The organism is Empedobacter stercoris (assembly GCF_020281205.1).
Classification (GTDB): Bacteria; Bacteroidota; Bacteroidia; order Flavobacteriales; family Weeksellaceae; genus Empedobacter; species Empedobacter stercoris.
Map to the genome: position 1 here is coordinate 25,472 of NZ_JACXZC010000018.1, position 25,710 is coordinate 51,181.

The 25,710-nt window shown below is 31.1% G+C and carries 23 protein-coding genes and 1 tRNA gene; 10 read left to right on the forward strand and 14 right to left on the reverse strand.

Annotated features, from left to right (window positions below; all coding sequences use genetic code 11):
* The first annotated feature begins 179 nt into the window (after positions 1-179).
* Together IF125_RS09375 and IF125_RS09380 are read left to right on the forward strand one after the other, a co-directional pair.
* Positions 180-3,236, forward strand: coding sequence for a SusC/RagA family TonB-linked outer membrane protein (locus IF125_RS09375; protein WP_225542302.1), 3,057 nt, complete (start codon positions 180-182; stop codon positions 3,234-3,236).
* Positions 3,237-3,247: 11 nt separating this feature from the next.
* Positions 3,248-4,690 carry a RagB/SusD family nutrient uptake outer membrane protein gene (locus IF125_RS09380; RefSeq protein WP_225542303.1) on the forward strand — a complete coding sequence of 481 codons (1,443 nt, stop codon included), beginning with the start codon at positions 3,248-3,250 and terminating at the stop codon, positions 4,688-4,690.
* Between the two features lie 65 nt (positions 4,691-4,755).
* Here the strand turns inward: IF125_RS09380 and IF125_RS09385 are convergent, their stop codons facing one another.
* The 3 genes from IF125_RS09385 to recF are packed head-to-tail and all read right to left on the reverse strand — an operon-like array spanning position 4,756 to position 7,097.
* Positions 4,756-5,715, reverse strand: a complete 960-nt coding sequence (locus tag IF125_RS09385) for a YheT family hydrolase (RefSeq protein WP_225542304.1) — start codon at positions 5,713-5,715, stop codon at positions 4,756-4,758.
* 3 nt (positions 5,716-5,718) lie between these two features.
* The gene (locus tag IF125_RS09390) at positions 5,719-6,021 is read right to left on the reverse strand and encodes a DUF721 domain-containing protein (protein WP_225542305.1); all 303 of its coding nucleotides are present in this window, start codon (positions 6,019-6,021) and stop codon (positions 5,719-5,721) included.
* Positions 6,018-7,097, reverse strand: coding sequence for a DNA replication/repair protein RecF (recF, locus tag IF125_RS09395; protein ID WP_171623266.1), 1,080 nt, complete (start codon positions 7,095-7,097; stop codon positions 6,018-6,020). Before recF ends, IF125_RS09390 begins: the two co-directional genes overlap by 4 nt.
* A 229-nt stretch (positions 7,098-7,326) precedes the next feature.
* Here recF and hisS point away from each other — a divergent pair, with 229 nt between their 5' ends.
* The 3 genes from hisS (at position 7,327) to IF125_RS09410 (ending at position 10,605) form a co-directional block, all read left to right on the forward strand.
* On the forward strand, positions 7,327-8,697 hold the full coding sequence (hisS, locus tag IF125_RS09400) for a histidine--tRNA ligase (protein WP_225542306.1): 1,371 nt from the start codon (positions 7,327-7,329) through the stop codon (positions 8,695-8,697).
* A 140-nt stretch (positions 8,698-8,837) separates the two neighbouring features.
* Positions 8,838-9,758 (forward strand): PfkB family carbohydrate kinase, encoded by a 921-nt coding sequence (locus IF125_RS09405; RefSeq protein WP_171623264.1) that lies wholly within the window; start codon positions 8,838-8,840, stop codon positions 9,756-9,758.
* Between the two features lie 403 nt (positions 9,759-10,161).
* Positions 10,162-10,605, forward strand: a complete 444-nt coding sequence (locus IF125_RS09410; protein ID WP_225540583.1) for a hypothetical protein — start codon at positions 10,162-10,164, stop codon at positions 10,603-10,605.
* Positions 10,606-10,646: 41 nt separating this feature from the next.
* On the opposite strand, the gene IF125_RS09415 is transcribed toward IF125_RS09410, so the two are convergent.
* Positions 10,647-10,720: transfer RNA gene (locus IF125_RS09415), tRNA-Arg, on the reverse strand.
* A gap of 246 nt (positions 10,721-10,966) precedes the next feature.
* On the opposite strand from IF125_RS09415, the gene IF125_RS09420 reads away from it, so the two are divergent.
* On the forward strand, positions 10,967-11,779 hold the full coding sequence (locus IF125_RS09420; protein ID WP_225542307.1) for an SDR family NAD(P)-dependent oxidoreductase: 813 nt from the start codon (positions 10,967-10,969) through the stop codon (positions 11,777-11,779).
* A gap of 34 nt (positions 11,780-11,813) precedes the next feature.
* Here IF125_RS09420 and IF125_RS09425 read toward each other — a convergent pair whose 3' ends face one another.
* Positions 11,814-12,509: a YjjG family noncanonical pyrimidine nucleotidase gene (locus IF125_RS09425; RefSeq protein ID WP_171623815.1), complete on the reverse strand. Its 696-nt coding sequence runs from the start codon at positions 12,507-12,509 to the stop codon at positions 11,814-11,816.
* Between the two features lie 51 nt (positions 12,510-12,560).
* On the opposite strand from IF125_RS09425, the gene IF125_RS09430 reads away from it, so the two are divergent.
* From IF125_RS09430 to IF125_RS09440, 3 genes are read left to right on the forward strand one after another with little or no spacing between them, the layout of a single operon-like run.
* Complete coding sequence (locus tag IF125_RS09430) at positions 12,561-13,811, forward strand: lipopolysaccharide biosynthesis protein (RefSeq protein ID WP_171623814.1); 1,251 nt, start codon at positions 12,561-12,563, stop codon at positions 13,809-13,811.
* A gap of 10 nt (positions 13,812-13,821) precedes the next feature.
* On the forward strand, positions 13,822-14,949 hold the full coding sequence (locus tag IF125_RS09435) for a glycosyltransferase (protein WP_225542308.1): 1,128 nt from the start codon (positions 13,822-13,824) through the stop codon (positions 14,947-14,949).
* Positions 14,946-16,196 carry an oligosaccharide flippase family protein gene (locus IF125_RS09440; protein ID WP_225540624.1) on the forward strand — a complete coding sequence of 417 codons (1,251 nt, stop codon included), beginning with the start codon at positions 14,946-14,948 and terminating at the stop codon, positions 16,194-16,196. The genes IF125_RS09435 and IF125_RS09440 overlap by 4 nt, the downstream gene beginning before the upstream one ends.
* Before the next feature lie 2 nt (positions 16,197-16,198).
* On the opposite strand, the gene IF125_RS09445 is transcribed toward IF125_RS09440, so the two are convergent.
* From IF125_RS09445 to IF125_RS09485, 9 genes are all read right to left on the reverse strand, one after another.
* Positions 16,199-17,419 (reverse strand): zinc metalloprotease, encoded by a 1,221-nt coding sequence (locus tag IF125_RS09445; RefSeq protein WP_225542309.1) that lies wholly within the window; start codon positions 17,417-17,419, stop codon positions 16,199-16,201.
* Between the two features lie 22 nt (positions 17,420-17,441).
* Positions 17,442-18,713, reverse strand: a complete 1,272-nt coding sequence (locus tag IF125_RS09450; RefSeq protein WP_225542310.1) for a protein O-mannosyl-transferase family — start codon at positions 18,711-18,713, stop codon at positions 17,442-17,444.
* On the reverse strand, positions 18,710-19,576 hold the full coding sequence (locus IF125_RS09455; protein WP_225542311.1) for a hypothetical protein: 867 nt from the start codon (positions 19,574-19,576) through the stop codon (positions 18,710-18,712). The genes IF125_RS09450 and IF125_RS09455 overlap by 4 nt, the downstream gene beginning before the upstream one ends.
* On the reverse strand, positions 19,573-20,802 hold the full coding sequence (locus IF125_RS09460; RefSeq protein ID WP_225542312.1) for a polysaccharide deacetylase family protein: 1,230 nt from the start codon (positions 20,800-20,802) through the stop codon (positions 19,573-19,575). Before IF125_RS09460 ends, IF125_RS09455 begins: the two co-directional genes overlap by 4 nt.
* A gap of 28 nt (positions 20,803-20,830) precedes the next feature.
* Positions 20,831-21,532: a RadC family protein gene (radC, locus tag IF125_RS09465; RefSeq protein WP_171623807.1), complete on the reverse strand. Its 702-nt coding sequence runs from the start codon at positions 21,530-21,532 to the stop codon at positions 20,831-20,833.
* Complete coding sequence (locus tag IF125_RS09470; protein WP_171623806.1) at positions 21,510-21,971, reverse strand: hypothetical protein; 462 nt, start codon at positions 21,969-21,971, stop codon at positions 21,510-21,512. Before IF125_RS09470 ends, radC begins: the two co-directional genes overlap by 23 nt.
* A 77-nt stretch (positions 21,972-22,048) precedes the next feature.
* Positions 22,049-23,731, reverse strand: a complete 1,683-nt coding sequence (locus tag IF125_RS09475; protein WP_188319292.1) for a glutamine--tRNA ligase/YqeY domain fusion protein — start codon at positions 23,729-23,731, stop codon at positions 22,049-22,051.
* Positions 23,732-23,860: 129 nt separating this feature from the next.
* A complete protein-coding gene (rimM, locus tag IF125_RS09480) occupies positions 23,861-24,385 on the reverse strand; it encodes a ribosome maturation factor RimM (RefSeq protein WP_225540274.1) in 525 nt (174 codons plus the stop codon).
* A 24-nt stretch (positions 24,386-24,409) separates the two neighbouring features.
* Entirely contained in the window at positions 24,410-24,937 is a 528-nt protein-coding gene (locus tag IF125_RS09485) for a 30S ribosomal protein S16 (protein ID WP_171623802.1), read from the reverse strand.
* 170 nt (positions 24,938-25,107) lie between these two features.
* On the opposite strand from IF125_RS09485, the gene IF125_RS09490 reads away from it, so the two are divergent.
* Positions 25,108-25,707 carry an HD domain-containing protein gene (locus tag IF125_RS09490; protein ID WP_225542313.1) on the forward strand — a complete coding sequence of 200 codons (600 nt, stop codon included), beginning with the start codon at positions 25,108-25,110 and terminating at the stop codon, positions 25,705-25,707.
* Positions 25,708-25,710 lie beyond the last annotated feature (3 nt).

Consider the following 25,710-nt stretch of genomic DNA (forward strand, 5'->3'; position numbering starts at 1 on the left):
ATTTATTAACGCCATGCAATTAATTTAATTTAGTGATATTTTTTGAATATAATTGTTGTTATTTAGTATAATATAGCTATTTTATATTATATACTTGATAAATAAAAAAAAACCTTAAGTTTTTGGAAATCTTAAAAAAAAGTTAGAGTTTTGTCCAAAATGTTATAAAATATAAAACTATGAGGAGAAGATTAACATCTTTGGGCTTATTAGCTTTCCTAGGGTTAGGAACAATGGCTTTTGCTCAAGTAACGGGTGTAGTTAACGATGGTAACAATTTCCCAGAGTCTGACGTAGAGGTTACTGTAAAAGGTACTGATATAATTACATATACAGACGAGAATGGGAATTTTAACATTGACGCTAAAGTAGGAGATACATTAGTGATCAATGGAAAAGAATTTAAAGTGACTTCTAATAATTTAGGAACTTTAAAGTACGGGACAGAATCTAAAGATATTTCTTTAGGAGAAGTAACGATTTTAGGAGGAATAAAATTAGATCCTACCCAAAAAATTGGATCATATACGACAATTAAGAAAGAGGATTTTGAAAGTACGCCTGTAGCTTCTGTTGATGAAGTTTTAAATGGTCGTGTAGCTGGTCTGAATTTTTCTACAAATAGTGGACAGCCTGGATCTTCTAATATTATTGCAATTCGTGGAGTAGGATCATTTGTTGGTAATACAAATCCATTGTATGTTATTGATGGTGTGGTTGTTGGTAAAGGTTCAGATAATTCATCATTATTATCTTCATTTAATCCTTTAGCTTCTATTGATCCGAATCAAATTGAATCTGTAACTGTATTGAAAGATGCATCTTCTACTGCTTTGTATGGAGCACGCGGTGCTAATGGAGTTATTGTTGTTACAACTAAAAGAGGAAAATATAATCAAAAAACTAAATTTAATTTCTCATCTGATACTGCTGTTCAGGATATCGCATATGATAAATTAGACTTTATGAATGCTGATGAATTTCTTCAATGGGGGGCTATGGCTAGATATAATACTGGTAAGTTTGCTTCTCAAGAAGATGCGTATAATTACTTTAGAAATACAGATGTAAAATATGATGGAGTTTCTAATACTGATTGGGAAAGAGAAATACAGCGTAATCAAGCTACTGTAAATACGTATAATTTATCTGTATCAGGAGGAAGTGATAATACTAACTTTAGAGCAGGATTATCTTATTATCAAAATAAACCTTTGGTATTAGAGAGTAAATTTGATAGATATTCTGCAAGTATTGCGGTAGATCATAAAGCTTCAGATAAATTAAACATTGGATTTACGACAAATTTTTCTAATGTAGAGAATAAAGGTTATTCACAAGGAGGATCAAATTCGAATCCTTGGTTAACAAGATGGACGGTCTTACCTGTATATTCTGTTTATAATCCTGATGGTTCATATAATTTGAATTTAGGAGGAGCAAGAACTTTTAACCCTGTAGCAATTCAAAAAACTAATTTTGCTAAAGGTTCTATTCAAACATTGGTAGCATCTTTAAAAGCAGATTATGAGTTGTTGAAAAATTTAAAATTAACTTCTTTATTTGGAACTAATTACCAAATAATAAATGAAAAAGAATGGTGGAATCCGGAATTTGGAGATGGATTAAACTATGGAGGGTTGTTACAAGACTCTTACAGAAGTGTTTTCGATTGGAACTGGACAAATACTGCAACTTATAAACTGAAATTTGCAGATATTCATGATGTTGAATTATCAGCAGGTATAGATTACCAAGAGCACTCTTCTGTATGGAAATACCAAACAGGTATGGGAATGACAGGGCCATGGATGAATTTGGCAACAGACTTTAGTTTAGGACAAAATGGAGATAGAAGAAAATGGGTACAGTTTTCTTACTTTGCTCGCTTAAACTATATTTTAGCTAATAAATATACAATTACCGCAAATATAAGAAGAGACTCAAATTCAACATTAGGACAAAATGAACAAACAGGTGTGTTTTGGTCTGCTGGAGGATCTTGGAATGTTGGAAATGAAAGTTTCTTAAAAGATTCTGGTTATGGATTAGTAATTAGAGGAAATTATGGAGAAACTGGAAATATACCTTACGCTGACTCTTGGGGGTCTGTTTATAATGGTTGGACAAAATATGGGGTTCCAAGTTCAACACCAGTATATGGTGATTCACCTGTCTTAAATATTACAACAGCTGGTAACCCTAATTTGAAATGGGAAGTCTCAAAACAATGGAATATTGGAGTTGATTTTAGTTTACCAAAAAATATAGTTTCAGCTACTTTTGATGTATATAATAGAAAAACTTCTGATGCTATATTTCCTTCTCAAATTGTAGGAGAAACGCCTTCTAGCGCAAATAGTATTATGGCAAATGTTGGTAATATTATCAACAAAGGATTTGAAGCATCTTTAACAGCAAGACCTTTCGATGGAGATTTTAAATGGGTATTAAGTGGTAATTTCTCATATAACAAATCAGAGGTTGGAAAGCTTGAAGATCCTGAAGCTTTATATATGGATGGAGCGATGAAAGCTGTAGCACAAGGTCATATGTTTGGAGAATATTATACTTACGGTTGGGCAGGAGTTGATTCTAGTAATGGAGATCCTTTGTGGTTTACTGATGAGACAGAATCTGCTACTACAAATAATAGACAGAATGCTAAACGTTATTTTCAAGGAAAATCACCTTTTCCAAAATACATGGCTGGTTTGAGAACAGAGTTTGCATATAAAGGATTATCTTTAAGTGCTTTCTTTGCTGGACAATTTGAATATTCAGTATATGATGCATGGCAAAGTTATAGTTTAAATGATGGAGGTTCATTAACTAGAAACTTACAGACATCTGCATTATATGATTCATGGACTCCAAACAATACTAATGCGTCGAATCCAAGACAAGTTGTTGGAGCAGTAAATAGTAATGGAGCAGCTTCAGGTTCTGCTTCTCCATCTACAAGATATTTAAAAGATGGAGATCATATTCGTTTAAAAGAGATTAAATTAGCGTATAGCTTTAAGGATCTGATTAAAGGAATAGACAATTTAACAGTTTATGTTAGAGGAAATAATATATGGACATATGTATTTGATAAATCATTAACATTTGATCCTGAAGCAAACTCAAATAACTCAAGCGCAATTTCTTATCAATGGCAAGGTAAGGGGGTGTATGATTACACTTCTCCAATTATGAAAAGTTATTCGTTAGGTGTATCTATTGATTTTTAATTTAAAGAATTATGAAAAAAAATTTTAATAAAATATTAGTTGCTTTTACATTGTCTGCTTTAGTTTTTTCTTGTAGTGATGATGTTTTAGATCAAAAACCAGTTGATGGTGATGTTGTTACACCGGGGGAGTCTCCTGTAACAAGTGAAGATAAGATGGAGAAATCTGTGAACGGAATGTTTGCTAAATTGGCTAATAGTGATGCTTTTGGTGCTGACTTGCTTGTTTTTGGAGATTTAATTTCGTCTAATGTTTTTGTTAGTGAAACTAATGACGGGTATTTCAGAACAACAAATGCAATGTCATGGAATGCTTCTGGTAGTGATTTTGCTATATGGGATAGATTGTACGATGCTGTAGCAGCAGCTAATGATGTACTTAACTCTACAATAGCAGAATCTTCTAATGTTAAGCAATTAAAAGCTCAAGCACATATAGGTAGAGGTTTATCATACTTTTATTTATTGAATTATTATACAGCAAATCCAACAGCCAATAAAAATCCTGAGCTAGGAATTCCAATTTATACAGGTAATTATGATCCAACTGCTACTTATGGAAGATTAACAATAGCAGAATCTTATGATCAGGTAATAAAAGATTTAGAAGCGGGTATTGTTACTGAGAATGAGACTCCAAAGGATAAAGGATATTTTTCTAATACTGTGGCTAAATTTATACTATCTAAAGTATATTTAACTAGAGGAGCAACTGGAGATTATCAGAAAGCTATGGATTTAGCGAATGATGTATTAACTAAATCACCTTCTGTTTATAAGTTGATTTCGAAAGATGATTATGTAACATATTTTACTTCTGAATCTTCAGGGGTAACTGAAAATCAGCCTGAAACTATTTGGGAAGCAAAACAATCACCTGCAAATAACCCACAAGTAAATGAAGCTTTATCAACTTTTTATGCTGAGACAGGGAGTCATCCATCTCTATTAGTAAGAAGAGAAGTATATAATATGTTTAATGATGGGGATGTAAGAAAATCCTTGATGAAAACAACTGGTGTTCCTACAAATGATGATCCAAATGGAGTGAGATTAGCAAAATATCCATTGTTATCTGATGGAACTAAGTTTACTCAGAACATTAAAGTGTTCCGTATGACAGATGCGTTATTTGTAAAATGGGAAGCGATGATTAAGTCTGGACAAAGCGCACAAGCTTTATCAGAAATTAATGCTTTTGCTACAGAACGTGGTGGTACTACATATTCTGGAGATGTTTTAACAGCTTTATTGACAGAAAAGAATAAGGAATTTTTTGGTGAAGGTCAACGTTTCTTAGATTTGAAACGTAATAATTTAGGTATTATTAAAAATACTAACTGTTTTGGTAATTGTACAACTGAAGCAAATAGTAGAATTATGACATTACCTATTCCTCAATCTTCAATGAACTTAAATAGAAAAATGGTTCAAAACCCAGGATGGGAAGATTAATACTATTAAAATAATATAAAACCTCGAAGCTTGCTTCGAGGTTTTTTTTATTTATTATTTTTCGATTAATATTTTCCGACAAACTCCCAAGCTCTAACTTCAGTCCAAGAATGTTTATTGTTTTCTAATGGGAAACCACAATGCCCACCGTATTTTGGCATTTCGAAAGTGCAGTAGGAATGATTTTTTAATCGCTCAATAGGATAACATTCATCCCCCAAAAAAGGATCATTTGCAGCATTTACAATCAAACAAGGTGTTGTGATACGGTTCAAAACAGTTGCTGGAGAAGCCTTGGTATAATACTCTTCTTTGTTTTGATAACCATGCATTGGCGCTGTAAAATAATCGTCGACTTCATCAAAAGTTTTGATTTTATCAATCATTTCTTCATTCACTTTTCCAGGAAATTGTTTGGCTTTTTCTGCAAATTTTTGTGCAAGTGTTCTCTTGAAGTTTTTGAAATAAACAGTATTAGGAAATTTCTTTAATTCATCTGCACAAGACTTCAGCGAAATTGGAGCAGAAAAAATAACCCCACATTTTATACGTTCATCGATGGTGTAATTACCCAAATAATTTAACACCAAAGCTCCTCCCATCGAATAGCCAATCAAATAAATATTTTTATAATTTTCGTTTATTGCTTTTTCAATCACACAATGAACATCGTCAATCGAACCATGATGATACAAACGCAATGTTTTATTCATCTCACCTCCACACGAACGATGATTCCAAGCCAAAATATTGAAGCCTTTTTTATAAAAGAAGTCTGAACACGAATTTAGATAGGTTCGTTTCGAATCGCCTTCTAAACCATGAAAAAGTATGATTAATTGATCTTTATTTTCTTGAAAACGCCAATCCAAATTCAAAAAATCACCATCTTCTGTGGCGATTTTTTCTCGTGTATAGGTTGGAACGGGATATTTTTTAAATTTAGCAGGATAGATCGTAGAATAATGCGAATTTCGATTCAGAAAACTGGGTTTCGGATAGTTTGAGTGTTCTATGTAAGGCATTTTCTAATAAATTTTTACATCAACCAAAAAATCTTTTTTGATTTCCTCATTAATATTTGCAATGATTTTAGATTTTCCCATCATCAATTCATGACGCATTGCAGGGGAATTAATTTTAACATATAAAGTACGTTGTCTTACTTCAACACGATCGGTATATTTTTCAAAAAATTTGCCCATAACAGTACGCCAAGCTTCTTCAGCCTTCACTTCCCAAATCAATTCTTCTTTTCCATTTTGTTTAATGAAATGCTCTAAAGCTTGAACAGGCGTTTGTTGATTACTTCGTTTTTCATACTTTTTCATAGTCGGAAAACTTTACTTTCAGCGTTAATTTGTTTGATGATTTGTTCAGTTCTTTCGGGATGTGTATCGGTAATAAAAATTTGACCAAAACGTTCTTCGTTCACTAATTTAATCAATTGTGTTACACGATGTTCGTCTAATTTATCAAAAATATCATCCAATAATAACAAAGGTGTAATGTTGAGCGAATTTTTTATCACTTCTAATTGAGCTAATTTCAACGCAATTAAATAGGATTTTTGTTGACCTTGCGAACCAAATTTTTTGATGGGATAATTGGTGATCGTAAACAACAAATCATCTTTATGAATTCCAGCTGTCGAATATTGAGCCGAACGATCTTTGTATAAAGCATCTTTTAAAACCTTTTCAAAAGGTGCATCGTTTAATTGCGAAACATATTCGATATTTACTTTTTCTCGTCCTTCCGAAATTTCGTTGTAATATTTTAGGAAAGCGTCTAAAAAAGTTTTTATAAATTCTTTTCGAGTTTCGTGTATTTTTTTACCCAAATGAATCAACTCTTCATCATAAATTTCTAACGATGAAGCGTCAAACGTATTATTGGCAACAAAATATTTTAGTAAAGCATTTCGTTGGACTAATACTTTATTGTATCGCATTAAATCAGCTAAATATTGCTTGTTCGATTGCGAGATAATATTATCCAAAAACTTTCGACGAACTTCACTTCCTTCCTTGATTAAATCGCTATCATAAGGCGAAATCATGACCAAAGGATATTGACCGATATGATCCGATATACGATCATATGACTTCGAATTTCGTTTTAGTTGTTTGGGTTGACCAGAACGAACCAAACAGAAAATAACATCATCTGCTTCATTCTTATCAAAAGTGCCTTCTAATGTAAAAAAATCACAATCAAATTGTATGTTCATCGCATCCGAATGGTTGAGATACGATTTGCTTAAAGCCAAATAATGAATCGCGTCCAACACATTGGTTTTTCCCTTTCCATTTTGTCCCACAAATGCATTAATTTTTGAGGAAAATTCGAAATTATTTTCATCAAAATTCTTGAATTGTCTTGCTTTAAGTTCTTTTAAATACATAAGGCAAAATTACGATTTAATTTACGAATTAGAATTACGATGGATGAAGTTTGAAGTTTACCTCTTTTTTATTAAAATCATCAATTCGAGAAAAGATTTTGTTCAAAAATGATGCAATAAAATGTGATGCACAGATAAATATTTTTTAAATCAATGATTTATTCCTAAAATGTCGGGTTAAAAATCAAAATGATGTATTTTTGTATCTTTATAAGTAAGATTTAGAAAAATGGCCATTCAAAAACCATCGATTCCAAAAGGAACAAGAGATTTCTCTCCTTTAGAAGTGAATCGTCGTCAATATATTATCAACACGATTAAAAAACAATTCGTGTTATTCGGATTTTCTCCGATCGAAACTCCATCATTCGAAAATTTATCAACCTTAACAGGGAAATATGGAGAAGAGGGGGATCGATTAATTTTTAAGATTTTAAATTCTGGTGATTATTTAGCGAAAGTTGATGAACAATTATTAACAGATAGAAATAGTCAAAAAATCACATCTCAAATCTCAGAAAAAGCGTTGCGTTACGACTTAACAGTGCCTTTTGCACGTTACGTAGTACAACACCAAAATGAGATTACATTTCCGTTCAAACGTTACCAAATTCAACCTGTTTGGCGAGCAGATCGTCCTCAGAAAGGGCGTTTCAGAGAGTTTTTTCAATGTGATGCGGATGTTGTAGGTTCAGATTCTCTGTTACAAGAGGTTGATTTTGTTCAGTTATACGATACTGTTTTTACAGAACTGAAAGCGCCAGTTGAAATTCATATCAATAACCGTAAAATTTTATCTGGTTTAGCAGAAGTAGCAGATATTTCGGCTCAATTGATTGATTTTACAGTTGCTTTGGATAAATTAGATAAAATTGGGGAAGAAGCGGTAAAAGAAGAAATGCGAGGAAAAGGAATTTCGGAAGCTGCAATCGATATTTTGTCACCTTTATTCTCTATGAAAGGAGATTATAAAACGCAATTTGCGCAGTTAAAAGATATTTTAAAATCGTCTGAAACTGGATTAAAAGGTATCGAAGAATTAGAATTTGTTTTTGAGCAAACAGCAAATTTAGGATTACAATCTGCCGAATTATTCTTGAACTTAACTTTAGCACGAGGATTAGATTACTATACTGGAGCCATTTTTGAAGTAAAAGCAAAAATCGGAGAATTCTCATCATCTATTGGTGGTGGAGGTCGCTACGATGATTTGACTGGAATTTTTGGTCTGAAAGATATTTCTGGTGTTGGAATTTCGTTTGGTTTAGATCGTATTTATTTAGTTTTAGAAGAAAATAATCTATTTCCTGCTTTAGAAGATTCAACAAATATTCAGGCATTGTTCATTAATTTCGGAAAAACAGAAGCTACAGTTGCGATGAAATTGGTGAAACAATTACGTCAACAAGGTATTAATACGGAGGTTTATCCTGATGATGCGAAAATGAAAAAGCAAATGGGATATGCTGATAAAAAAGGAATTAAAAAAGTAATTCTTTTAGGTGAGAAAGAAATTGCAGAACAAAAAGCAACAGTAAAAGACATGATTTCTGGTGAACAAACAGAGGTTGCGTTTACAGATTTAGCTAATGCTTTATAAATATTTGTGATAATTTAATCGTAATTTTTTAATGGACAAGCAGTTAAGAAGGGATTAAATTAAAAATAATAAATAGGCATTATGCCTTAATTCAAATCAATTCAATACATTTGCAAACTATTTAATTTAGAATATACAAAATGAGTTTATTAACAGTTGGTACAGTTGCCTTTGATAAATTAGAGTCTCCTTTTGGGAAAACAGATAAAATCTTAGGTGGTGCCGCTACATATATCGGAATGGCGTCTTCTCTATTAGGCGTAGATACAGCTATTGTTTCAGTTGTTGGAGGGGATTTTCCTCAAAAATACATTGATTTATTACGTTCGAAAGGAATCAATTTAGATGGAATGGAAATCGTAAAAGATGGAAAAACATTCTTCTGGGAAGGAAAATACCACAACGATTTGAATACACGTGATACATTAGCTACAGAATTGAATGTATTAGAAACGTTTAATCCAGTTGTTCCTCAAACTTACAAATCTCCAGATGTTTTGATGTTAGGTAACTTACATCCATTGGTACAAAAAGGAGTTTTAACGCAGTTAGATCAACGTCCAGGTTTAGTGGTTTTAGATACAATGAACTTTTGGATGGATTGTGCTTGGGATGAATTAATGGATGTCATCAAAGATGTTGATGTGATTTCTATTAATGATGAAGAAGCGCGTCAAATGTCAGGAGAATACAGCTTAGTAAAAGCAGCTAAAAAAATTATGACATTTGGTCCTAAAACGGTTATCATCAAAAAAGGTGAACACGGTGCTTTATTGTTCCAAGACGAACAAGTTTTCTTTGCTCCAGCTTTACCATTAGAAGATGTTTTTGATCCAACAGGAGCAGGAGATACATTCGCAGGAGGATTCTCAGGATATTTAGCAAAAACAAATGATTTTTCTTTCGATAATATGAAACGTGCAATCGTTTATGGATCTGCTTTAGCATCTGTAACTTGTGAAAAATTCGGAACTGAATCTTTAGAAGCTTTAGATAGAGAAGGTTTAATCGATAGATTAAGAAAATTCCACGAATTAATGGATTTCTCAATTAACTTATAAGAATCAATTTCTTTAAAATATTTAAAAGCCTTGCATTTGCAAGGCTTTTTTTTGATTATATTAGGATATAAATTATTTGTATGCAAGTGATTTTCGAAATTTTTGATATATTCTTTTTGAATTTATTTGAGGTTTTATAGGATTAACAATAAGATTTATTATCATTAAAATCTTTAAACCTAAACTGAAATTTGATGAATTCTCAAATTCAGAATCTGTTACGAATGATTTTTATAATTTAATAATCGGAATTCCAGTTCTGATTGGTTTAATAATTGGAATAACTTATTTAATATTTTTATTACGATGATTTCGTCAGTTCTGGTGTTTCTGACAAGAATCGTATCGAGAACTTAGACGATATTTAAACAATTAATTTATTTAACTTTTTGATTTAAATCAAATGAAAAACAAAATTATACATTTACTAATCTTAGCTTTTTCTTCTTTGCTTTCTGGAATCATGATTTCGAAAATGTCATTCATCGGAAAAGTCGGAATCACGATTATTTACAACGAATACACTATTCTAAAATCGTGGTGGAAAACAGCACTTTTATTATTTGCGATTCAAGCGATAATTTTTGTGGTGTTATCTGTTTGGAAAATGAAAACAACCAAACGTTTGAAACAATTGTTATTGCCATTCATCTTTCTTTCGATAGGAATAATAGGATTAATTTATACATATTATGATTTCACAGAAACATCGCATCGATTACTAAAGAAAACATTTCATTTTGGATTTTATATTTTTTGGTTAACCTGGTTCGGGAATTGTATCTTTTTTATGTCAAAACAAAAGAAAAAATTAGAGGAAATTCCACAAGAAACAGAAGTGTATTAAAACAAAAAAGCTCATCAAATTTTGATGAGCTTTTGCTTTTGTGACCGAGACAGGATTCAAACCTGTAACCTCTTGAGCCGTAATCAAGTGCGCTATTCAGTTGCGCCACTCGGCCATTCCTGATAAGAAACGATTGTTCTTATTTTGGACTGCAAATATAAAGACTATTTTTAATTTTGCAAAGAATTTGTAATAAATTTTTAAAATATATTTCCTTCAAAATTATCTTCTTAAATACATTGAATAGATCAAAAGAAAAAAATTACGCTTATCTACTATTTTATAATAAAAAGAGAATGCTTATTTTTATGGTAAAAGCAAACGTGAATAGTGAATTATAAATGATTAAATTATTGATATAATGAAATTTAATTTTAAAGATAAAATAGTTTTGATTACTGGTTCTGCTTCTGGGATTGGAAAGATAATGAGCAGAAAAGTGTTAGAAAAAGGTGCGCAAGAATTGGTGATGCTTGATTATAATTTAGCTGGAATTAACCAAGTAAAAGAAGAGTTTTCTCATTTTAATATTCCAATTTCTGCTTATCAGGTAGATTTGTCAAATCAAGAAGAGCTTTTATCAACAATCGAAAAAATTAAAAATGATAATAAATCTATTGATGTGTTAATTAACAATGCGGGTATTGTTGTTGGTAAAAATTACATTGATCATACCTTAGAAGAAATTAACCGAACGATGAATGTTAATGTAAATGCGGTTATGGTGTTGACGCATGCTTTTTTGCCCGAAATGGTGAAACGAAATACAGGTGTGATTTGTAATATTGCGTCGATGGCTGGATTAACTTCAACTCCAAAAATGGCTGCTTATGTAGCGAGTAAATGGGCAATAGTTGGTTTTACGGAAACGGTGAGTCTCGAAATGAAACAACAAAAAAGCAAGGTGATTGTAAATTGTGTCATGCCATTTTATATCAATACAGGAATGTTTGATGGGGTAAAATCTCGCATTGTCCCAATACTTGATCCTGAAAAAGCTTCAAGTAAAATTATTTCGAATATCGAGAAAGGAAAATTAAGAACTCCTATGCCTCTTCCATATTGGTTTGTTCGGTTATCGCAAGCTTTGTTACCAAATAAGGTATATGATTTTGTGATGGGGGATGTTTTTGGTATTTATGATTCGATGGAAGATTTTAAAGGTAGAAAATAAAAAAAAGGTTCAGAATTTTCTGAACCGTTGTATATTATAAATAATTTCTTACTTCATCCAAATGAGTAATCGTTGGAACGTCATCCATCGAGAAGTTTTCTTCTAATCGATCAAAGAAAATTGCTGACATTCCGTATGCTTTTGCACCAACTGCATCCGCAATCCAATCATCACCAATATAAATTGACTCATCTTTTTTAGCGCCAGATTTTTCCATTGCTAAAGAGAAAATACGAGGATCTGGTTTCAAAATTTTGATTTCATCAGCATAGGTAACTGTGTCAAAATAACCGTTTAAATCTGATGTTTCAATTTTACGTTTTGAGACTTCGATAAAACCATTTGTAATGATATGTAGGTTGTAATTTGGTTTCAAATAATCTAACAATTCCATTGCACCATCTACTACTTCATTATAATTGGTAATCGTTTCCATGTATTCTTCTTCGAAAATTTTCGCCAAAGCATCATTGTCGATACCTAATTTATCAAAAGCGTCTTTAAAACGTCTTGCTCTTAATTCTTCTTTTGTGATTTTTTTGTCACGAATTAAAGCCCAAAGACTTTCGTTACTATCGTGGTAAAAAGGGTGAAATTCTTCAAATGAAAAACCATATCGGTTTTCAACATCGTATTTTATATATAGTTCTTTTAAAGCGAATTTTGCATTTTTTCTAAAATCCCAAAGTGTATTATCAAGGTCGAAAAAAACGTGTTTTATTGTGTTCATAAATGCAAAGCTAAGGATTTTATGTAGATTTGCTGATGAAGATTACATCAATTGAAAACAAGGTTAGAAAAATTTAAAACGAAGAATGCAAAAGGTGTTTTGTCCTTGCTTGCTGGGAACACGATTGCGCAAGCGATAATGCTTGTTGGAGGAATAATTTTGGCAAGAATTTATGGACCAGAAGCATCAGGTACTTACAATGCTTTTTTAGGTTTTGTTGCGATTCTTTCTATTTTGACAACATTTCGTTTGGAGAATATTTTTGTGATTTCGAAATCGTCTAAAGCAATTCGAAATTTGTTCACGACCTTATTATTAGTGAGTAGCGTTGTAACGATTTTATTCTTTTTAGGCTACGCTGTTTTAGAAAAAATTTTCACGTTCAAAACCTCCTTATTTATTGTTTTTCTAAGTTGCGTTGCAGGATTGTTTACAGCTTGGAACAATGTTCAAAATACGTTGTTTACTAAGTATAAATTATTCAAAAGCATTTCAACAGGAGTCGTGATTAATGCAGTTTTTTCAGTTGTTTTTCAGGCCATTTTTTATTGGATGGGCTATAAAGAAACAGGTTTGATTTATGGAACTATTTTCGGGACAGTTTTATCTTGTGTGTTTTATTTTTCGATTACCAAAGGGCGATTTTCTTCGATTGATTTTAATTTAGCAAAAAAAACAATTTCAAAAAATAAAGAGATTATAAAGTATACATTACCATCAGAATCTCTGAATGTGATTGCGAATAATCTAATGACGATTTTGTTGTTGTTTTATTTTACGAAAGAAGATGCAGGTTTTTATGGAAATGCATCTAAAGTTTTGGTTGTTCCATTGGTTTTGTTATCCAATTCGATTTCGAAGGTTTTCTTTCAAAAATCAGCTTCAATGATTGATCATAGAGCGCACCAGTTGTATGATTTGTCAAAAAAAGTGATTGTGTATAATGTTGCTGCAATTGCTGTTTTTCTTTTGTTGATGAATTTTATTGGAATTTTTATTCTCGAATGGATGCTTGGTCCAGAATGGCGAGGTTTGCATATTATGACGTGGATTCTTTCGTTTTGGATTTTATGTCGTTCGGCGATGAATCCTATTCAACAAATTGTAGTGGTTATCAAGAAAAATCATTACGCCTTATACTTTAATATTTACCTTGTTTTGGTCACAATTACAACTTGTGTGATTGGCGGTTTAAATAAAAATATACTTTTAACGTTATCCCTATATTCTTTCTTTGCCGGAGTTGGCTATTTAGTTCAGTTATACTTTGTAATGAAAGAACTTAAGAGATATAAAAAGTAAGGTGAATAATTTGCGAAAAGATATATTAGCTTTGGCTTCTTGGTACCCAAGTCGTGTACTTTTAGATAATGGAGATTTTATACAACGCCATTTAAGAGCAATATCTACTTTAAATAATGTAACACTTGTACATGCAATTAAGGACCAAAATTTGAAATCTGATTTTGAGATTACAGATAATATCAATGAAAATGTAAGAGAGATAATTATTTATTTTAAACCATCTTTTTTCAGTCCGTTTAATTTGATTAAACAAATTAGAGCATTTCTAAAGGGTATTGCTTTGGTTAATCATTTTGATGTAATTCACTTGAATGTTATTTATCCAGCGGGTTTATTATCAACCTACTTAAAAATAAAATATAAAAAACCTGTTATTTTAACAGAACATTGGACGAATTTGCATCCGAATAAATTTATTCAACTTCCGTTTTATAAGCGCTTGGCGATTAAGAAAATTCTTAATTTTGTTGATATAGTTTTACCTGTTTCCACTCATTTAGGAGAATCTATAAAAAAGATTAATCATAAAGTTTCTTATCAAGTAATTCCAAATGTTGTTGATTTAGAAAGATTTGATTACAAATTAGATTTAAATTCTAACGAAATTCGTTTTTTGCATTTATCACATTTAGGTGATCAACACAAAAATATCTCAGGCATGTTGAATGTGGCAAAAAGATTAGCAGAAAACAATTATTCGTTTAAATTTTATATAGGAGGAAATGGTGATTTAACGCCAATTATACATTTTATAAAAGAACATAAGTTAGAAAATTATATCACAACTTTTGGACGATTAGAACATCATGAAGTTAATCAGAAGATGAATGATGCAGATTGTTTTGTGTTATTTAGTCGATTCGAAAACCAACCTTGTGTACAAGCAGAAGCTTTTGCGACAGGATTACCATTAATTGCGACGAAAGTTGGTGGTATTGAAGAGTTTTTTCCGAATAATTTTGGAATTTTAATCGAATCTGAAAATGAAGATCAATTGTTTGAAGCGATGATTGAGGTTATAAAAGGGAAGAAATTTGCAGAAGCTGAAAAGATGAATGACTATGCAAGAAAGCTATTTGCTAAAGAAGAAATTGCCGAACATTATAATGAAATTTATACTCAAGTTGTGAAATGAAAGATTTAATCAAATTCTTACAATCATTTTTACAGAACAACGGCTTCTATGTTTTTTTATCTTTTTTGATAGGGAAATTTGTGCTATTAATCAATACCATTTTTATTGTTAAAATGATTCCGCAAGATGAATTTGGTCGAATAACACTTATAGCCTCAATAGTTGCTTTTATGTCACCATGGAATGGTTTTGGTTCGTTGCAGGTTTTGATGAAATTTGGTTCTTCCGAAGAAGATGAACTTATTCGTCGAGATTTGAGCAGAAAACTACTTCGTAATGGTATTGTATATCAATTCTTTTTATCGATTCTTTTTATACTTATTGCAAATTTATATGTGCTAAAATTTGAACATTTGGAGTGGATTATTCTTTTGTTTGCAATTCGACTTTTTGGTCTTTTTTTTCACGCGCATTTAACCATCGATTATCGAATTAATGGAAATAATAAAAAGTTTGCTTCTCTAAATATTTTTATCAATTGTTTTGGGTTGTTACTCACTTTTATTTTGACTTTTTATTTTGGTCTGATAGGTTATATGATTTCCTTAGCAATTGCTCCTTTTTTGAGTTTACTTTTTTATTCAAAAAGTATGATACAGAAAGCAGTTAATCAACTGGAATCGATGAATTGGAAAGAAATGTGGCGATATGGAAGAATGGAATCATTGGCTTATTTTGCGTCCGAATTATTATTTTCGATTGATATTGCGATGATCGCGTTATTTATGCTTGATAAAGACATTGCTTTATATAAGGTTGCGATTATCCTTCCGATGAATTTATTATTTCTTCCGACCATTTTATTTCAAACGGATTTTCCTCGAATTATCCAGAATTGTCAGGATAAAAACTTTTTGAAGTTTTATATTAAAAATTATTATAAACTTTTTATCCCGATAGGATTAATAATGCTTATAGGAAGTTATTTTCTCAAAGATTGGTTGATCAAATTATTTTTTAACGAATCTTATTTAGAGGGAGATAAAGTGTTTTTTATTACAACAGTCGCAGTTGTTTTGGCGATTTTATTTCGCGTACTTTATCTTAATTTATTTAGCGCAATTGGCAAATACAATTGGAATATTAGAGTATCCATACTTTCAATTTTTAGCCTAATTACTTTTGATTTATTACTAATTCCTCCTTATGGAATAGAAGGCGCTGCATTAGGATTTTTGTTGATGTTTTTAGTGTCGGGATTTTATGCAAAATTCTTGTTTAGAAAATATTTAGAAGAATTGAATTAACTCTAATTTTGGATAATAGAATTCTCTTTTTTGTTGATGTAATTTTTAAAATCATTTCCATTTGGATAGATAATCTTTCCTTTATTTTCGAAAATAATTTTCGAATTATTTCCAAAGTTAATGGTCGCTTGTGGAGAAATAATTATAGGTTCTGTAATCGTTAAGGTAATATTGTTTTCAAGTTTTAAATTAGAATAGAAACGTTGCGTTTTATTCCAATCGGTGTTTTCATTCATGATAAACGTATTTCCTAAAAAAGAATCTTCTGTTACAAATTGTATCAGATTGGTTTCTCTCAAGTTTTTATGAACTTTTAAAATTTCAGTTGGTTGAAGGTAATTTCTTGGATCTAGACCAACTTGAGACATAATTGTATATTTACAAGCATTTGCATTATGGTACTGGTTGTGATGTCCTAAACCAAGACTATGTCCAATTTCGTGAGCTAAACCGCGGGCATCGTTTACATCCCAAGACATGGTCTCTTGAACGGTTTTATTAAATCGAATAGGATCTTGGTATCTGTGCGATAAATATTTCAGGTAGCGATTGGGTATATGAATACTTGTGCTTTGCGATAAATTATTACTTGGAGATTCAGCGGCAGCAATTTCGTTTAAATTAAAATCTTTACTTTTTACTTTATACAGTCTATCATAATGATCTGCATCCATAGTTAGGTAAACATTTAAACCTTTTGGAATAGTTTTATCTTGCGCAATTTTGTCATCTAAGTAAGTCAAATACCAACCTCTATATGGTGTAATACCACTGTATTTCTTTTTCTCTAAATCAGCACCGCTATTTCTATAGTTCCAAGCATAATTATCTTTAATTTCAATATAATTATATTTAAAACGAACTTTCGTATCAGGATAAAAGTCATTTCCGGTATAGCATCCTGTTAAATCTTCTGGCTGTTTAAGGTTCATCCAAACATCATTGCTATAATTCATGAAATTTTCTAAGGCTTTCTTTTCTTCAGGATTTTTTAAATCATAATTCCCCGTTCCGTCTTCACGTTTTAATACAATAACATTTATTTGTAAAGTAATAGGTTGTAAATCGTTGGTTATTGTAAAATTTTTTATTGATGATTCATCTGTAATATGAACAACTTTTGCATTTTTGACTATTTGAGAATCTGGATAAATTAAACCACCTTGTTGAGCAGTACAAGAAAATATAGAAATAACAATAAATAAACTAAATAATGTTTTCATAAATAAAAAATTGTATGTTAAGTTACAACTTTTTAATTTCTTCAATTGTCATCGTTTTAGATTTTAAATCAATTAATTGTTGGGCAGACTTTTTCATCCATTCAATATCTTCATTCGTTTCCTCGTTGTTTAAAATAACTTCTATTATTCCTTTATTGTTGTTCATCCATGGAAGTAAATAATAATTCAAGCCATCTTTGTAAGATTTTTGATGATGAAACTCTTGACCTTTATTAGTTTTTAAAACAAGTTGTTTTGCTGTATAATAATAGAATGGTGTTGAAAATATAAGCACTGAAACAATAGTTGTATGCTTCGGGAATCTTGTAATAAAATAATTTAATCCAATGCTCGAAATAATCAAAAAACTAAGATTGAAATTTAAGAAGAAAACATAGTTGTCACTTACAGCATAAATAGTAGAAAATCCAAAAACAGGTAGCCCAAAAATAATTAAAAAAAGTAATATTTTATTTTTGAAATAATCTCTAATAGGTATAAATAATAAGAAAATATTCATCCACCAAAAGTTGTAAATTAGATAACCAAAAGCTTTAACGAAGTCTTTTATGTAACTTAAAAAATCTTTTTTTAAAGAATCAGAAACCCATGATTTATCTGAGGAAGATAAAACGTTTTTAATTGATTCGTTATGAATGATTGGATAAATGTATAAAGATGCTAAGAATATAATAGGAATAAAAAGGTAATAACCAAATGTCTTATTTTTTGTATTGTCATAGGCTAAATAACATAAGTAAAAGTATGAAGGAAGTAATAAAATTCCTTGTATATGCGCAAAAAAGCTAATTCCTAAAATTATACCAGCAAATAGAATATTTATAGGTTGTTTTTGTTGAATAAATTTTAAAGAGAATAAACAATATAAAGTTATCCAAATTAAGCAAAATGTATATACTTCGATATTTTCTGTATTTTTCCAAAACGTAAAACTAAAACCGAATGCAATCGTTCCTAATAAAGCAATCCATTTTTTTTTAGTAATAATTTGAAGGATTATGAATAAAATATTTAGAACCACAATTGCTGAAATAATATTTACCCAACGTCCAATTTCTATTGTACTAAAATCAGGAAATAGTTTGTAAATAAGAATTGTAAAGTTTTGATATAAAAAATGTGTAATGGAATACGTCTCAAGATTGAATTGATTGGCTTCAATGTCCAAAATTTTTCCTGCAGAATCTCCGAAAGTAATTTTACTAAAACTTCCTAAACGGTAAATAATCAAGAAGAATAAAGTTACAAATAAATGGTAAAAAATTTTTATCATAGAAAGTTTTTATAACAAGTGAAATAATGTGTCGCCGCTCTAAAACTTTCATTAAATTCTTGAACACCTTTCAAACTTGAACCTTCGAAATCTAAATAAATATTTTTATTAGAATATTTTTTTATAATAAAATCTACAATAAATGTATTGTAATTTATCTTACCATTAGGAAGTTTGGCGTTACATAATTGTATTAATCTTTTATCAGAAATAAGATAAAAAGAGCTGGCTAAAACTTGTTGATTTTCTTCAATAGAAATTGTAATTGATTTTTCCTCTTCTTGTAGTTTATTAACAAGTTTTACTAATTTTTTGAGTTGTAATTCTTTCTTTATATGCGAATAGTTTTTATCAAGTAAGTCGATAAAATCTATGTTTTTGGAATGTTGACAAATCTTATAATTTTCAGGTAAACCAGTTTTTATTTCTTGTTTTCTATTTTTACGAATAGTTTTGAAATAAATGTTATAATCAAAATTTAAATCCAAAACCTGATTCACTCTTTTTTCTCCCTTCGGCTCAAACATTTCTGTATTTTCTTCATTAAAACAGTAAGAACGTACTAAATTTCGATGTAATTTTTTTTCAAAAAGCTGAAAGGTTTCTTTCGAAAAATTTTCTTGATGAAAAATACCCAATTGCTGACAGTAAGTAGGCTGTGTAATAAATTTAAACCCAATTTTTTTCACAAAAGGCAAAGGCATTATTGCTTCATAATCATTCAAAACATAACAATCCCAATTGTTTTCAACCAAAGCATCTAAATAAAAAACTTCCGCATAAATACGATAGTTCACCGATTTATTTAAACATTCGGTGTATTTATTAACATCTAATTTTTTTCGTGAAACTCGCTTTATCATTTGAAAATACTTTCGTAGACGTTTCGCCATTCTATCCATTCTTCTGTTAGATTAGATTGGTGAAACAATGTTATAAACGTTCCGTCAACATCTTTAATTGTCTTTTTTAATAATTTTAATTTAGATATAGCTTGTTGTGGTGTTAATAGTAAATAGTTTTTCAACGTAACATCCATAGCAACAAAAGGATAGATTGTTAACATTGTTTGTTGATTTGTTGATAAGTCAAACCATTTGAAAGGAGTAGAAGTCCCAGCTCTAAACCCAATCTGATGCGGGAATCCCATCGTATAATCTTCTGAAATTTCATTTATTAACAATTGTTGATAAGTGTAAGGAAAGCTCAATTTGATGAAATGTTGGCGAGATGATTTAACGGAATTATTTGTAACCGATTTTAAACGAGAAATTTCTGCTGTTAATAACTTAGCATCTACATTGGATTGATAAGACGGGTGAATCCCAATTTTGGCCCAATTCGAAATAGTGCGGATTAATTCCTGTTGTGTTTTATTTTTCCAATGATGATTTTTATCAAAAGAAGAATAATCGCCCAATAACCAAAAAAAGATGGTTTCGATTTCATGTTTCTTAGCTAACCCTTTTAAATAATTATAGGTGTCATACGGATCTTTTTCTTGATGTGTTAAAACATTGATTTGCTTCTTGGCTTCATTGATATTTCCCTTAATAATCTTTTTGAAAAGCGAACCATATTTTATCGTTGAATTATGGTGCAAATACTTCCATGCATAATCAACATCATGTGTAATGATTTGTTTAAAAACTCTTTTTTTAAAAGAAATTTCAGGATATTTAGTTTGTATTTTTTGTTGAATATCAAGACAAATTTCATCAACAATTGGTCGAGAATAATCTAAATCTGAACCTAAAAATCGATTATGTTGATCAAATTGTTCAGTTTTCGCATTATATTCTTCGTAACGTGAAAGCCAGTAAAATGATTTTCCAATTTCATTCAATTTAGAATAATCAACATTTTCTTTAATATTAGTTTCGAGAAAAATATCATTTACGTTGAAATTGATTTCGTCTTCTAAAGTTTGATTCGAAAAATTAATTTTGGGTAAAAAAGAATTGGAAAATTCTTCAAAATTGGTTGTTATTTTGTAGTCAATTCCAGAAAATTCACGAAAAATGAAATCAAATATGTAATTGATTCGATTAGTGATTTTTTCAGTATATATGATGACTTTTGAATTCAAAATAGTGATGTAATAATCCTTAAAGATATCAAATTAAGCCTTCATCCGCAAACGAATAAAAATCTTTTTGAGAAACAATAATATGATCCAGTACTTGTATATCCAATAACGTAGCGCCTTCTTTTATTTTTCGAGTGATTGATTGATCCGCTTGGCTTGGAACGAGATTTCCTGAAGGATGATTATGAGAAAGTATGATTGCGGTTGCCATTAATTCTAAAGCACGTTTAAAAATTACGCGAATATCAACGGCAGTTTGTGTAATTCCACCACGAGAAATCTGTTCTGTTTTGATGATTCGATTACCTTGATTAAGAAACATAACCCAAAATTCTTCATTTGGTAAATCGCCAATTTGTTGTTGAAGAATGGTAGCGGCATCTTTGCTTGATGTTATTTTATCTCGTTCCAAAACTTCTTGCGAATTTCGCCTGCGTCCAATTTCCATTGCTGTGATAATTGAAATAGCTTTTGCTTCGCCTATACCTTTAAATTTGCATAAATCTTCAATCGAATATTTAGCTAATTCATTCCAGTTTTTATTAGCGGAGTTTAAGATGCGTTTTGCTAACTCTACGGCTGATTCATCACGGTTTCCGCTCCCCATGATAATCGCTAATAATTCTGCATCAGACAAAGATGAACGTCCTTTTAAAGCTAATTTCTCTCGTGGTCGGTCATCTTCGTTCCAATTTTTGATGGAGTTTTTATTCTCTAAGTAATCCGTCATCGTTTTCGCCAATTTTTATATAGGTATAATAAAAACCGTCATTAAATTCTTCGTTAATCCCAAGTGTATTTTGATCTACCTGAAAACTTTTACCCATCGAAGGGTTTCCATTTGTGTAAATCATGGGAACAAGTTCTGTCGTATGAATACTTTTGCCTTTCGCTATAGTGTATGTTGTACGATTGGTTTCTTTACCATTAATTATTGTAATCATTTCGGTTGGTGTGAATTCTAAAACTGTAACCATATTAGTTGGTGGAAGTTGTTCGCGACCTATTATTCCTCCCGAAAGCTTTACAAGTTTCCACCTTCCAATTAAATCTGAGTGCTGTATATGTTCTATTTCTTGTGTGTTATTTGTGGTTGCATTTTTAGATGATTGACAACTGTATAAGGCAATAAATGCAGTAAATATGATGAAATAGAGTTTATTATTCATGTTTTAAATTTTATTAAATATAATAAAAAAAGCTCGAACATAATTGTCCGAGCTTGATATTTAATGAAATAGATTTATTATTTGTTTACTTTTGCCCAAGTATCTTTTAGGGTTACAGTTCTGTTGAAAACTAATTTATTTTCAGAAGAATCACGATCCAAAGCAAAATATCCAATGCGTTGAAATTGGAATTTATCTTCTACTTTAGCGTTTTTCAGCGCTGGTTCAGCGAATCCATTTTTAACCGTTAATGAGTTTGGGTTAACAAATTGTAAGAAGTCAACATCTTTCTCTGCATCCGGAGATTCTACTGTAAATAAGCGATCGTATTCGCGAACTTCGATTGGAATATTTTCTGTTGCAGATACCCAATGTAATGTTCCTTTTACTTTACGTTTAGACGCTTCAGTTCCACTTCCAGATTTTGTTTCTGGATCATAAGTAGCGAAAATTGTTGTAATGTTTCCTTCAGCATCTTTTTCAACTCGTTCTGCTTTAATAAAGTAGGCACCTTTCAAACGAACTTCGTTTCCTAATGATAAACGGAAGAATTTTTTAGGCGCTTCTTCCATAAAATCTTCACGTTCAATATAAATTTCACGAGTAAAAGGTACGATGCGAGATCCCGCAGTTTCATCTTCTGGATTATTCTCAATTTCTAATTCCTCAACTTGTCCTTCTGGATAGTTTTCGATAATTACTTTAACTGGATCAATTACAGCAAAAACACGTGGTGCTATTTTATTTAAATGATCACGAACAGAGAATTCCAATAACGAAATATCCAATACATTATCACGTTTTGCAACACCAGCAGTATTCCAGAAGTTCTTGATAGATTCTGGTGTGTACCCACGACGACGTAAACCTGAAATAGTTGGCATACGTGGATCATCCCAACCTGTTACAACTCCTTCTTGTACCAATTTCATTAATTTACGCTTACTTGTAATCATGTACGAAACATTACCACGAGCAAATTCGCGTTGTTTTGGTTTTTGAGGTTGATTCGGTAACTCAACATTATTCGCATACCATTCATATAAATCACGGTGATTTTTGAATTCTAACGAACATAATGAATGTGAGATTCCTTCGATATAATCAGATTCTCCATGTGTCCAGTCGTACATCGGGTACATTTTCCATGTGTCTCCAGTACGGTGATGAGGACGTTTTAAAATACGATACATCACAGGGTCACGCATGTTCATATTCGGAGAAGTCATGTCAATTTTTGCACGTAAAACATGTGTTCCTTCTTCAAATTCGCCTGCTTTCATTCGTTCGAAAATCGCTAAATTTTCTTCAACAGAACGGTTTCTATAAGGAGATTCGATTCCAGGTTCAAACGGTGTTTTACGTTGTTCATTAATTACTTCTGAAGATTGATCGTCTATGTACGCTTTTCCTTCTTTGATTAATTGAACAGCCCAATCGTAAAGCTGCTGGAAATAATCAGAAGCATAACGTTCTTCAGCCCACTCGAAACCTAACCATTTCACATCTTCGCGGATAGAATCTACGAATTCTTGTTCTTCTTTGTCAGGATTAGTGTCATCAAAACGTAAGTTTACAGGCGCATTGTAACGTTGTCCTAAACCAAAGTTTAAACAGATTGCTTTTGCGTGCCCGATGTGCAAATAACCATTTGGTTCTGGTGGGAAACGAAAACGTAAATTTTCTTTTGGCATCCCATTAGCTAAATCATCTTCAATGATTTGCTCGATAAAATTCAATGATTTTTTTTCTTCTTCCATTTTTAATTACGATTGAGTTTGCAAAGGTACGAAATTGACAATAAATATAATGTCGAAAACTTCGGATTTTACAATCAGAAAAACTCAATTAAAAAATAGAAGTAAATAAAAGATTTACGATGAGAGGTATTACCCCAAATAAATTTCTAATAAACCGTCAGGAAGATTAATAAGCATTGCTTTTTCGTCGCGATTCACTTCAAGAATCCATTCGTCAATCATCGGAATTAAGATTTCTTTTCCGTTTGCATCCACTTCGAAATAAGCTTGAGCAGCAGAATCGTTGACAGATTTTATCGTTCCAACTTCTGTATTTGTTTGGTCGTAAATCGTAAAACCAACAATTTCGTGGTAATAAAAATCTGTTCCAGAAAGTTCTGGTAACGATTTTAGAGGTAAATAAAGTTCACGATTGATTAACTTGTCGACTTCTTCGTCTTCAATATCTTCAAACTTTACTAATAATTTTGTGCCTTGATAAGGCTGAGAGGTTTCAAAAAAAAATGGAACCAGTGTACCATCTTTCTCGATGAACACTGCTTCCAAAGTATCGTATAATTCTGGTTCGTCCGTGTCCAAATGAATGATTAAATTACCCTTGAAACCGTGTCTCTTTGTAATTTTACCTAAATAGTAGCAATCATTTTTTGTCATCTGGAACTTCTCTGAACTTAAAAATTATTCTTCTGTAGCAACTTCTTCAGTTGTACCTTCTGCTTCTTCAGCAGGAGTTTCTTCCGCTTGTGCAGCAGCTTCAGCTTCCTGAGCAGCTTTTACACGCGCATCATTAACAGCTTTTTCAGCTTCTAATGCAGCAGCTTTAGCAGCAGCAGCACCTGAAGTTAAACCGTCTTTTTTAGCTTGAACTTTTGCATCTTTAGCTTCTAACCAAGCTTCAAAACGTTTTTCAGCTTCTTCTTGAGAAAATGCTCCTTTAGCAACACCACCTAATAAGTGTTTTTTCATGTAAGCACCTTTGTAAGATAATAAAGCTTTAGCAGTATTAGATGGCTCAGCACCTGTTTGTAACCATTCTACAGCTGAATCAATGTTTAATTCAATTGTTGCAGGGTTAGTAATTGGGTTGTAAGTACCTAATTTTTCGATGAAACGACCATCACGTTTTGCTCTTGAGTCAGCAACTACGATGTGAAAGAATGGTTTTCCTTTACGACCATGTCTTTGTAATCTAATTCTTGTAGCCATAGTATAACTAATTATTTGGGGAACTCGTCCCGTTTTACAAATTTGAGGTGCAAATATACAATTTTTTTATAAATAATTCTTTTAAAAGTGATGATTAAATTAATTCTGAAGATTCAAGTTTGTTGAATAACGATTCTGATGTACTTTTAAACTCGAAAATATTTTTTAGCATGAATAAAAAAGACATACTTGCTCAAACACAAGCTTATATCAAGAAAACCTTTTTAGATGAAGGAACTGGACACGATTATTTTCATATCGAACGTGTAGTAACGAACGCTAAAAAGATTTTAGAAACTGAAGATGCAGACCCTTTTTTAGTCGAATTAGCTGCTTGGACACATGATATTGGTGATTATAAATTGCATGATGGAGTAGATAAATCTGAAAAGTTAATTAGATCGTTTTTAGCATCTATTCGGGTTGAGGAAGAAACGATTGTACGTATTTTAGAAATTGTTTCGCAAGTTTCGTTTAGTAAAGGAAATAAACCAACAACAATAGAAGCAGAAATAGTGCAAGATGCTGATCGTTTGGATGCAATTGGAGCTGTCGGAATTGCGCGTTGTTTTGCTTATGGTGGGAGCGTAGGCAGCATTTTGTATAATCCGTATGATAACTCGAAAGATGCATCAAGTGTACAACATTTTTATGATAAATTATTTAGATTAAAAGATTTGATGAACACTAAAACAGCAAAACAAATTGCAGAAAAACGTCATCTATACATGGAGAATTTTATTCAAGAATTTTATCAAGAAGTTAAATAAATC

Coding starts and splice junctions, on each gene's coding strand:
- IF125_RS09380 (WP_225542303.1), top strand. CDS start 3,248: ATGAAAAAAAATTTTAATAAAATATTAGTTGCTTTTACATTGTCTGCT.
- IF125_RS09405 (WP_171623264.1), top strand. CDS start 8,838: ATGAGTTTATTAACAGTTGGTACAGTTGCCTTTGATAAATTAGAGTCT.
- IF125_RS09455 (WP_225542311.1), bottom strand. CDS start 19,576: ATGATAAAGCGAGTTTCACGAAAAAAATTAGATGTTAATAAATACACC.
- IF125_RS09390 (WP_225542305.1), bottom strand. CDS start 6,021: ATGAAAAAGTATGAAAAACGAAGTAATCAACAAACGCCTGTTCAAGCT.
- rimM (WP_225540274.1), bottom strand. CDS start 24,385: ATGACAAAAAATGATTGCTACTATTTAGGTAAAATTACAAAGAGACAC.
- IF125_RS09475 (WP_188319292.1), bottom strand. CDS start 23,731: ATGGAAGAAGAAAAAAAATCATTGAATTTTATCGAGCAAATCATTGAA.
- IF125_RS09440 (WP_225540624.1), top strand. CDS start 14,946: ATGAAAGATTTAATCAAATTCTTACAATCATTTTTACAGAACAACGGC.
- hisS (WP_225542306.1), top strand. CDS start 7,327: ATGGCCATTCAAAAACCATCGATTCCAAAAGGAACAAGAGATTTCTCT.
- IF125_RS09485 (WP_171623802.1), bottom strand. CDS start 24,937: ATGGCTACAAGAATTAGATTACAAAGACATGGTCGTAAAGGAAAACCA.
- IF125_RS09470 (WP_171623806.1), bottom strand. CDS start 21,971: ATGAATAATAAACTCTATTTCATCATATTTACTGCATTTATTGCCTTA.
- IF125_RS09385 (WP_225542304.1), bottom strand. CDS start 5,715: ATGCCTTACATAGAACACTCAAACTATCCGAAACCCAGTTTTCTGAAT.
- IF125_RS09490 (WP_225542313.1), top strand. CDS start 25,108: ATGAATAAAAAAGACATACTTGCTCAAACACAAGCTTATATCAAGAAA.
- IF125_RS09375 (WP_225542302.1), top strand. CDS start 180: ATGAGGAGAAGATTAACATCTTTGGGCTTATTAGCTTTCCTAGGGTTA.
- IF125_RS09450 (WP_225542310.1), bottom strand. CDS start 18,713: ATGATAAAAATTTTTTACCATTTATTTGTAACTTTATTCTTCTTGATT.
- IF125_RS09425 (WP_171623815.1), bottom strand. CDS start 12,509: ATGAACACAATAAAACACGTTTTTTTCGACCTTGATAATACACTTTGG.
- IF125_RS09410 (WP_225540583.1), top strand. CDS start 10,162: ATGAAAAACAAAATTATACATTTACTAATCTTAGCTTTTTCTTCTTTG.
- radC (WP_171623807.1), bottom strand. CDS start 21,532: ATGACGGATTACTTAGAGAATAAAAACTCCATCAAAAATTGGAACGAA.
- IF125_RS09445 (WP_225542309.1), bottom strand. CDS start 17,419: ATGAAAACATTATTTAGTTTATTTATTGTTATTTCTATATTTTCTTGT.
- IF125_RS09420 (WP_225542307.1), top strand. CDS start 10,967: ATGAAATTTAATTTTAAAGATAAAATAGTTTTGATTACTGGTTCTGCT.
- recF (WP_171623266.1), bottom strand. CDS start 7,097: ATGTATTTAAAAGAACTTAAAGCAAGACAATTCAAGAATTTTGATGAA.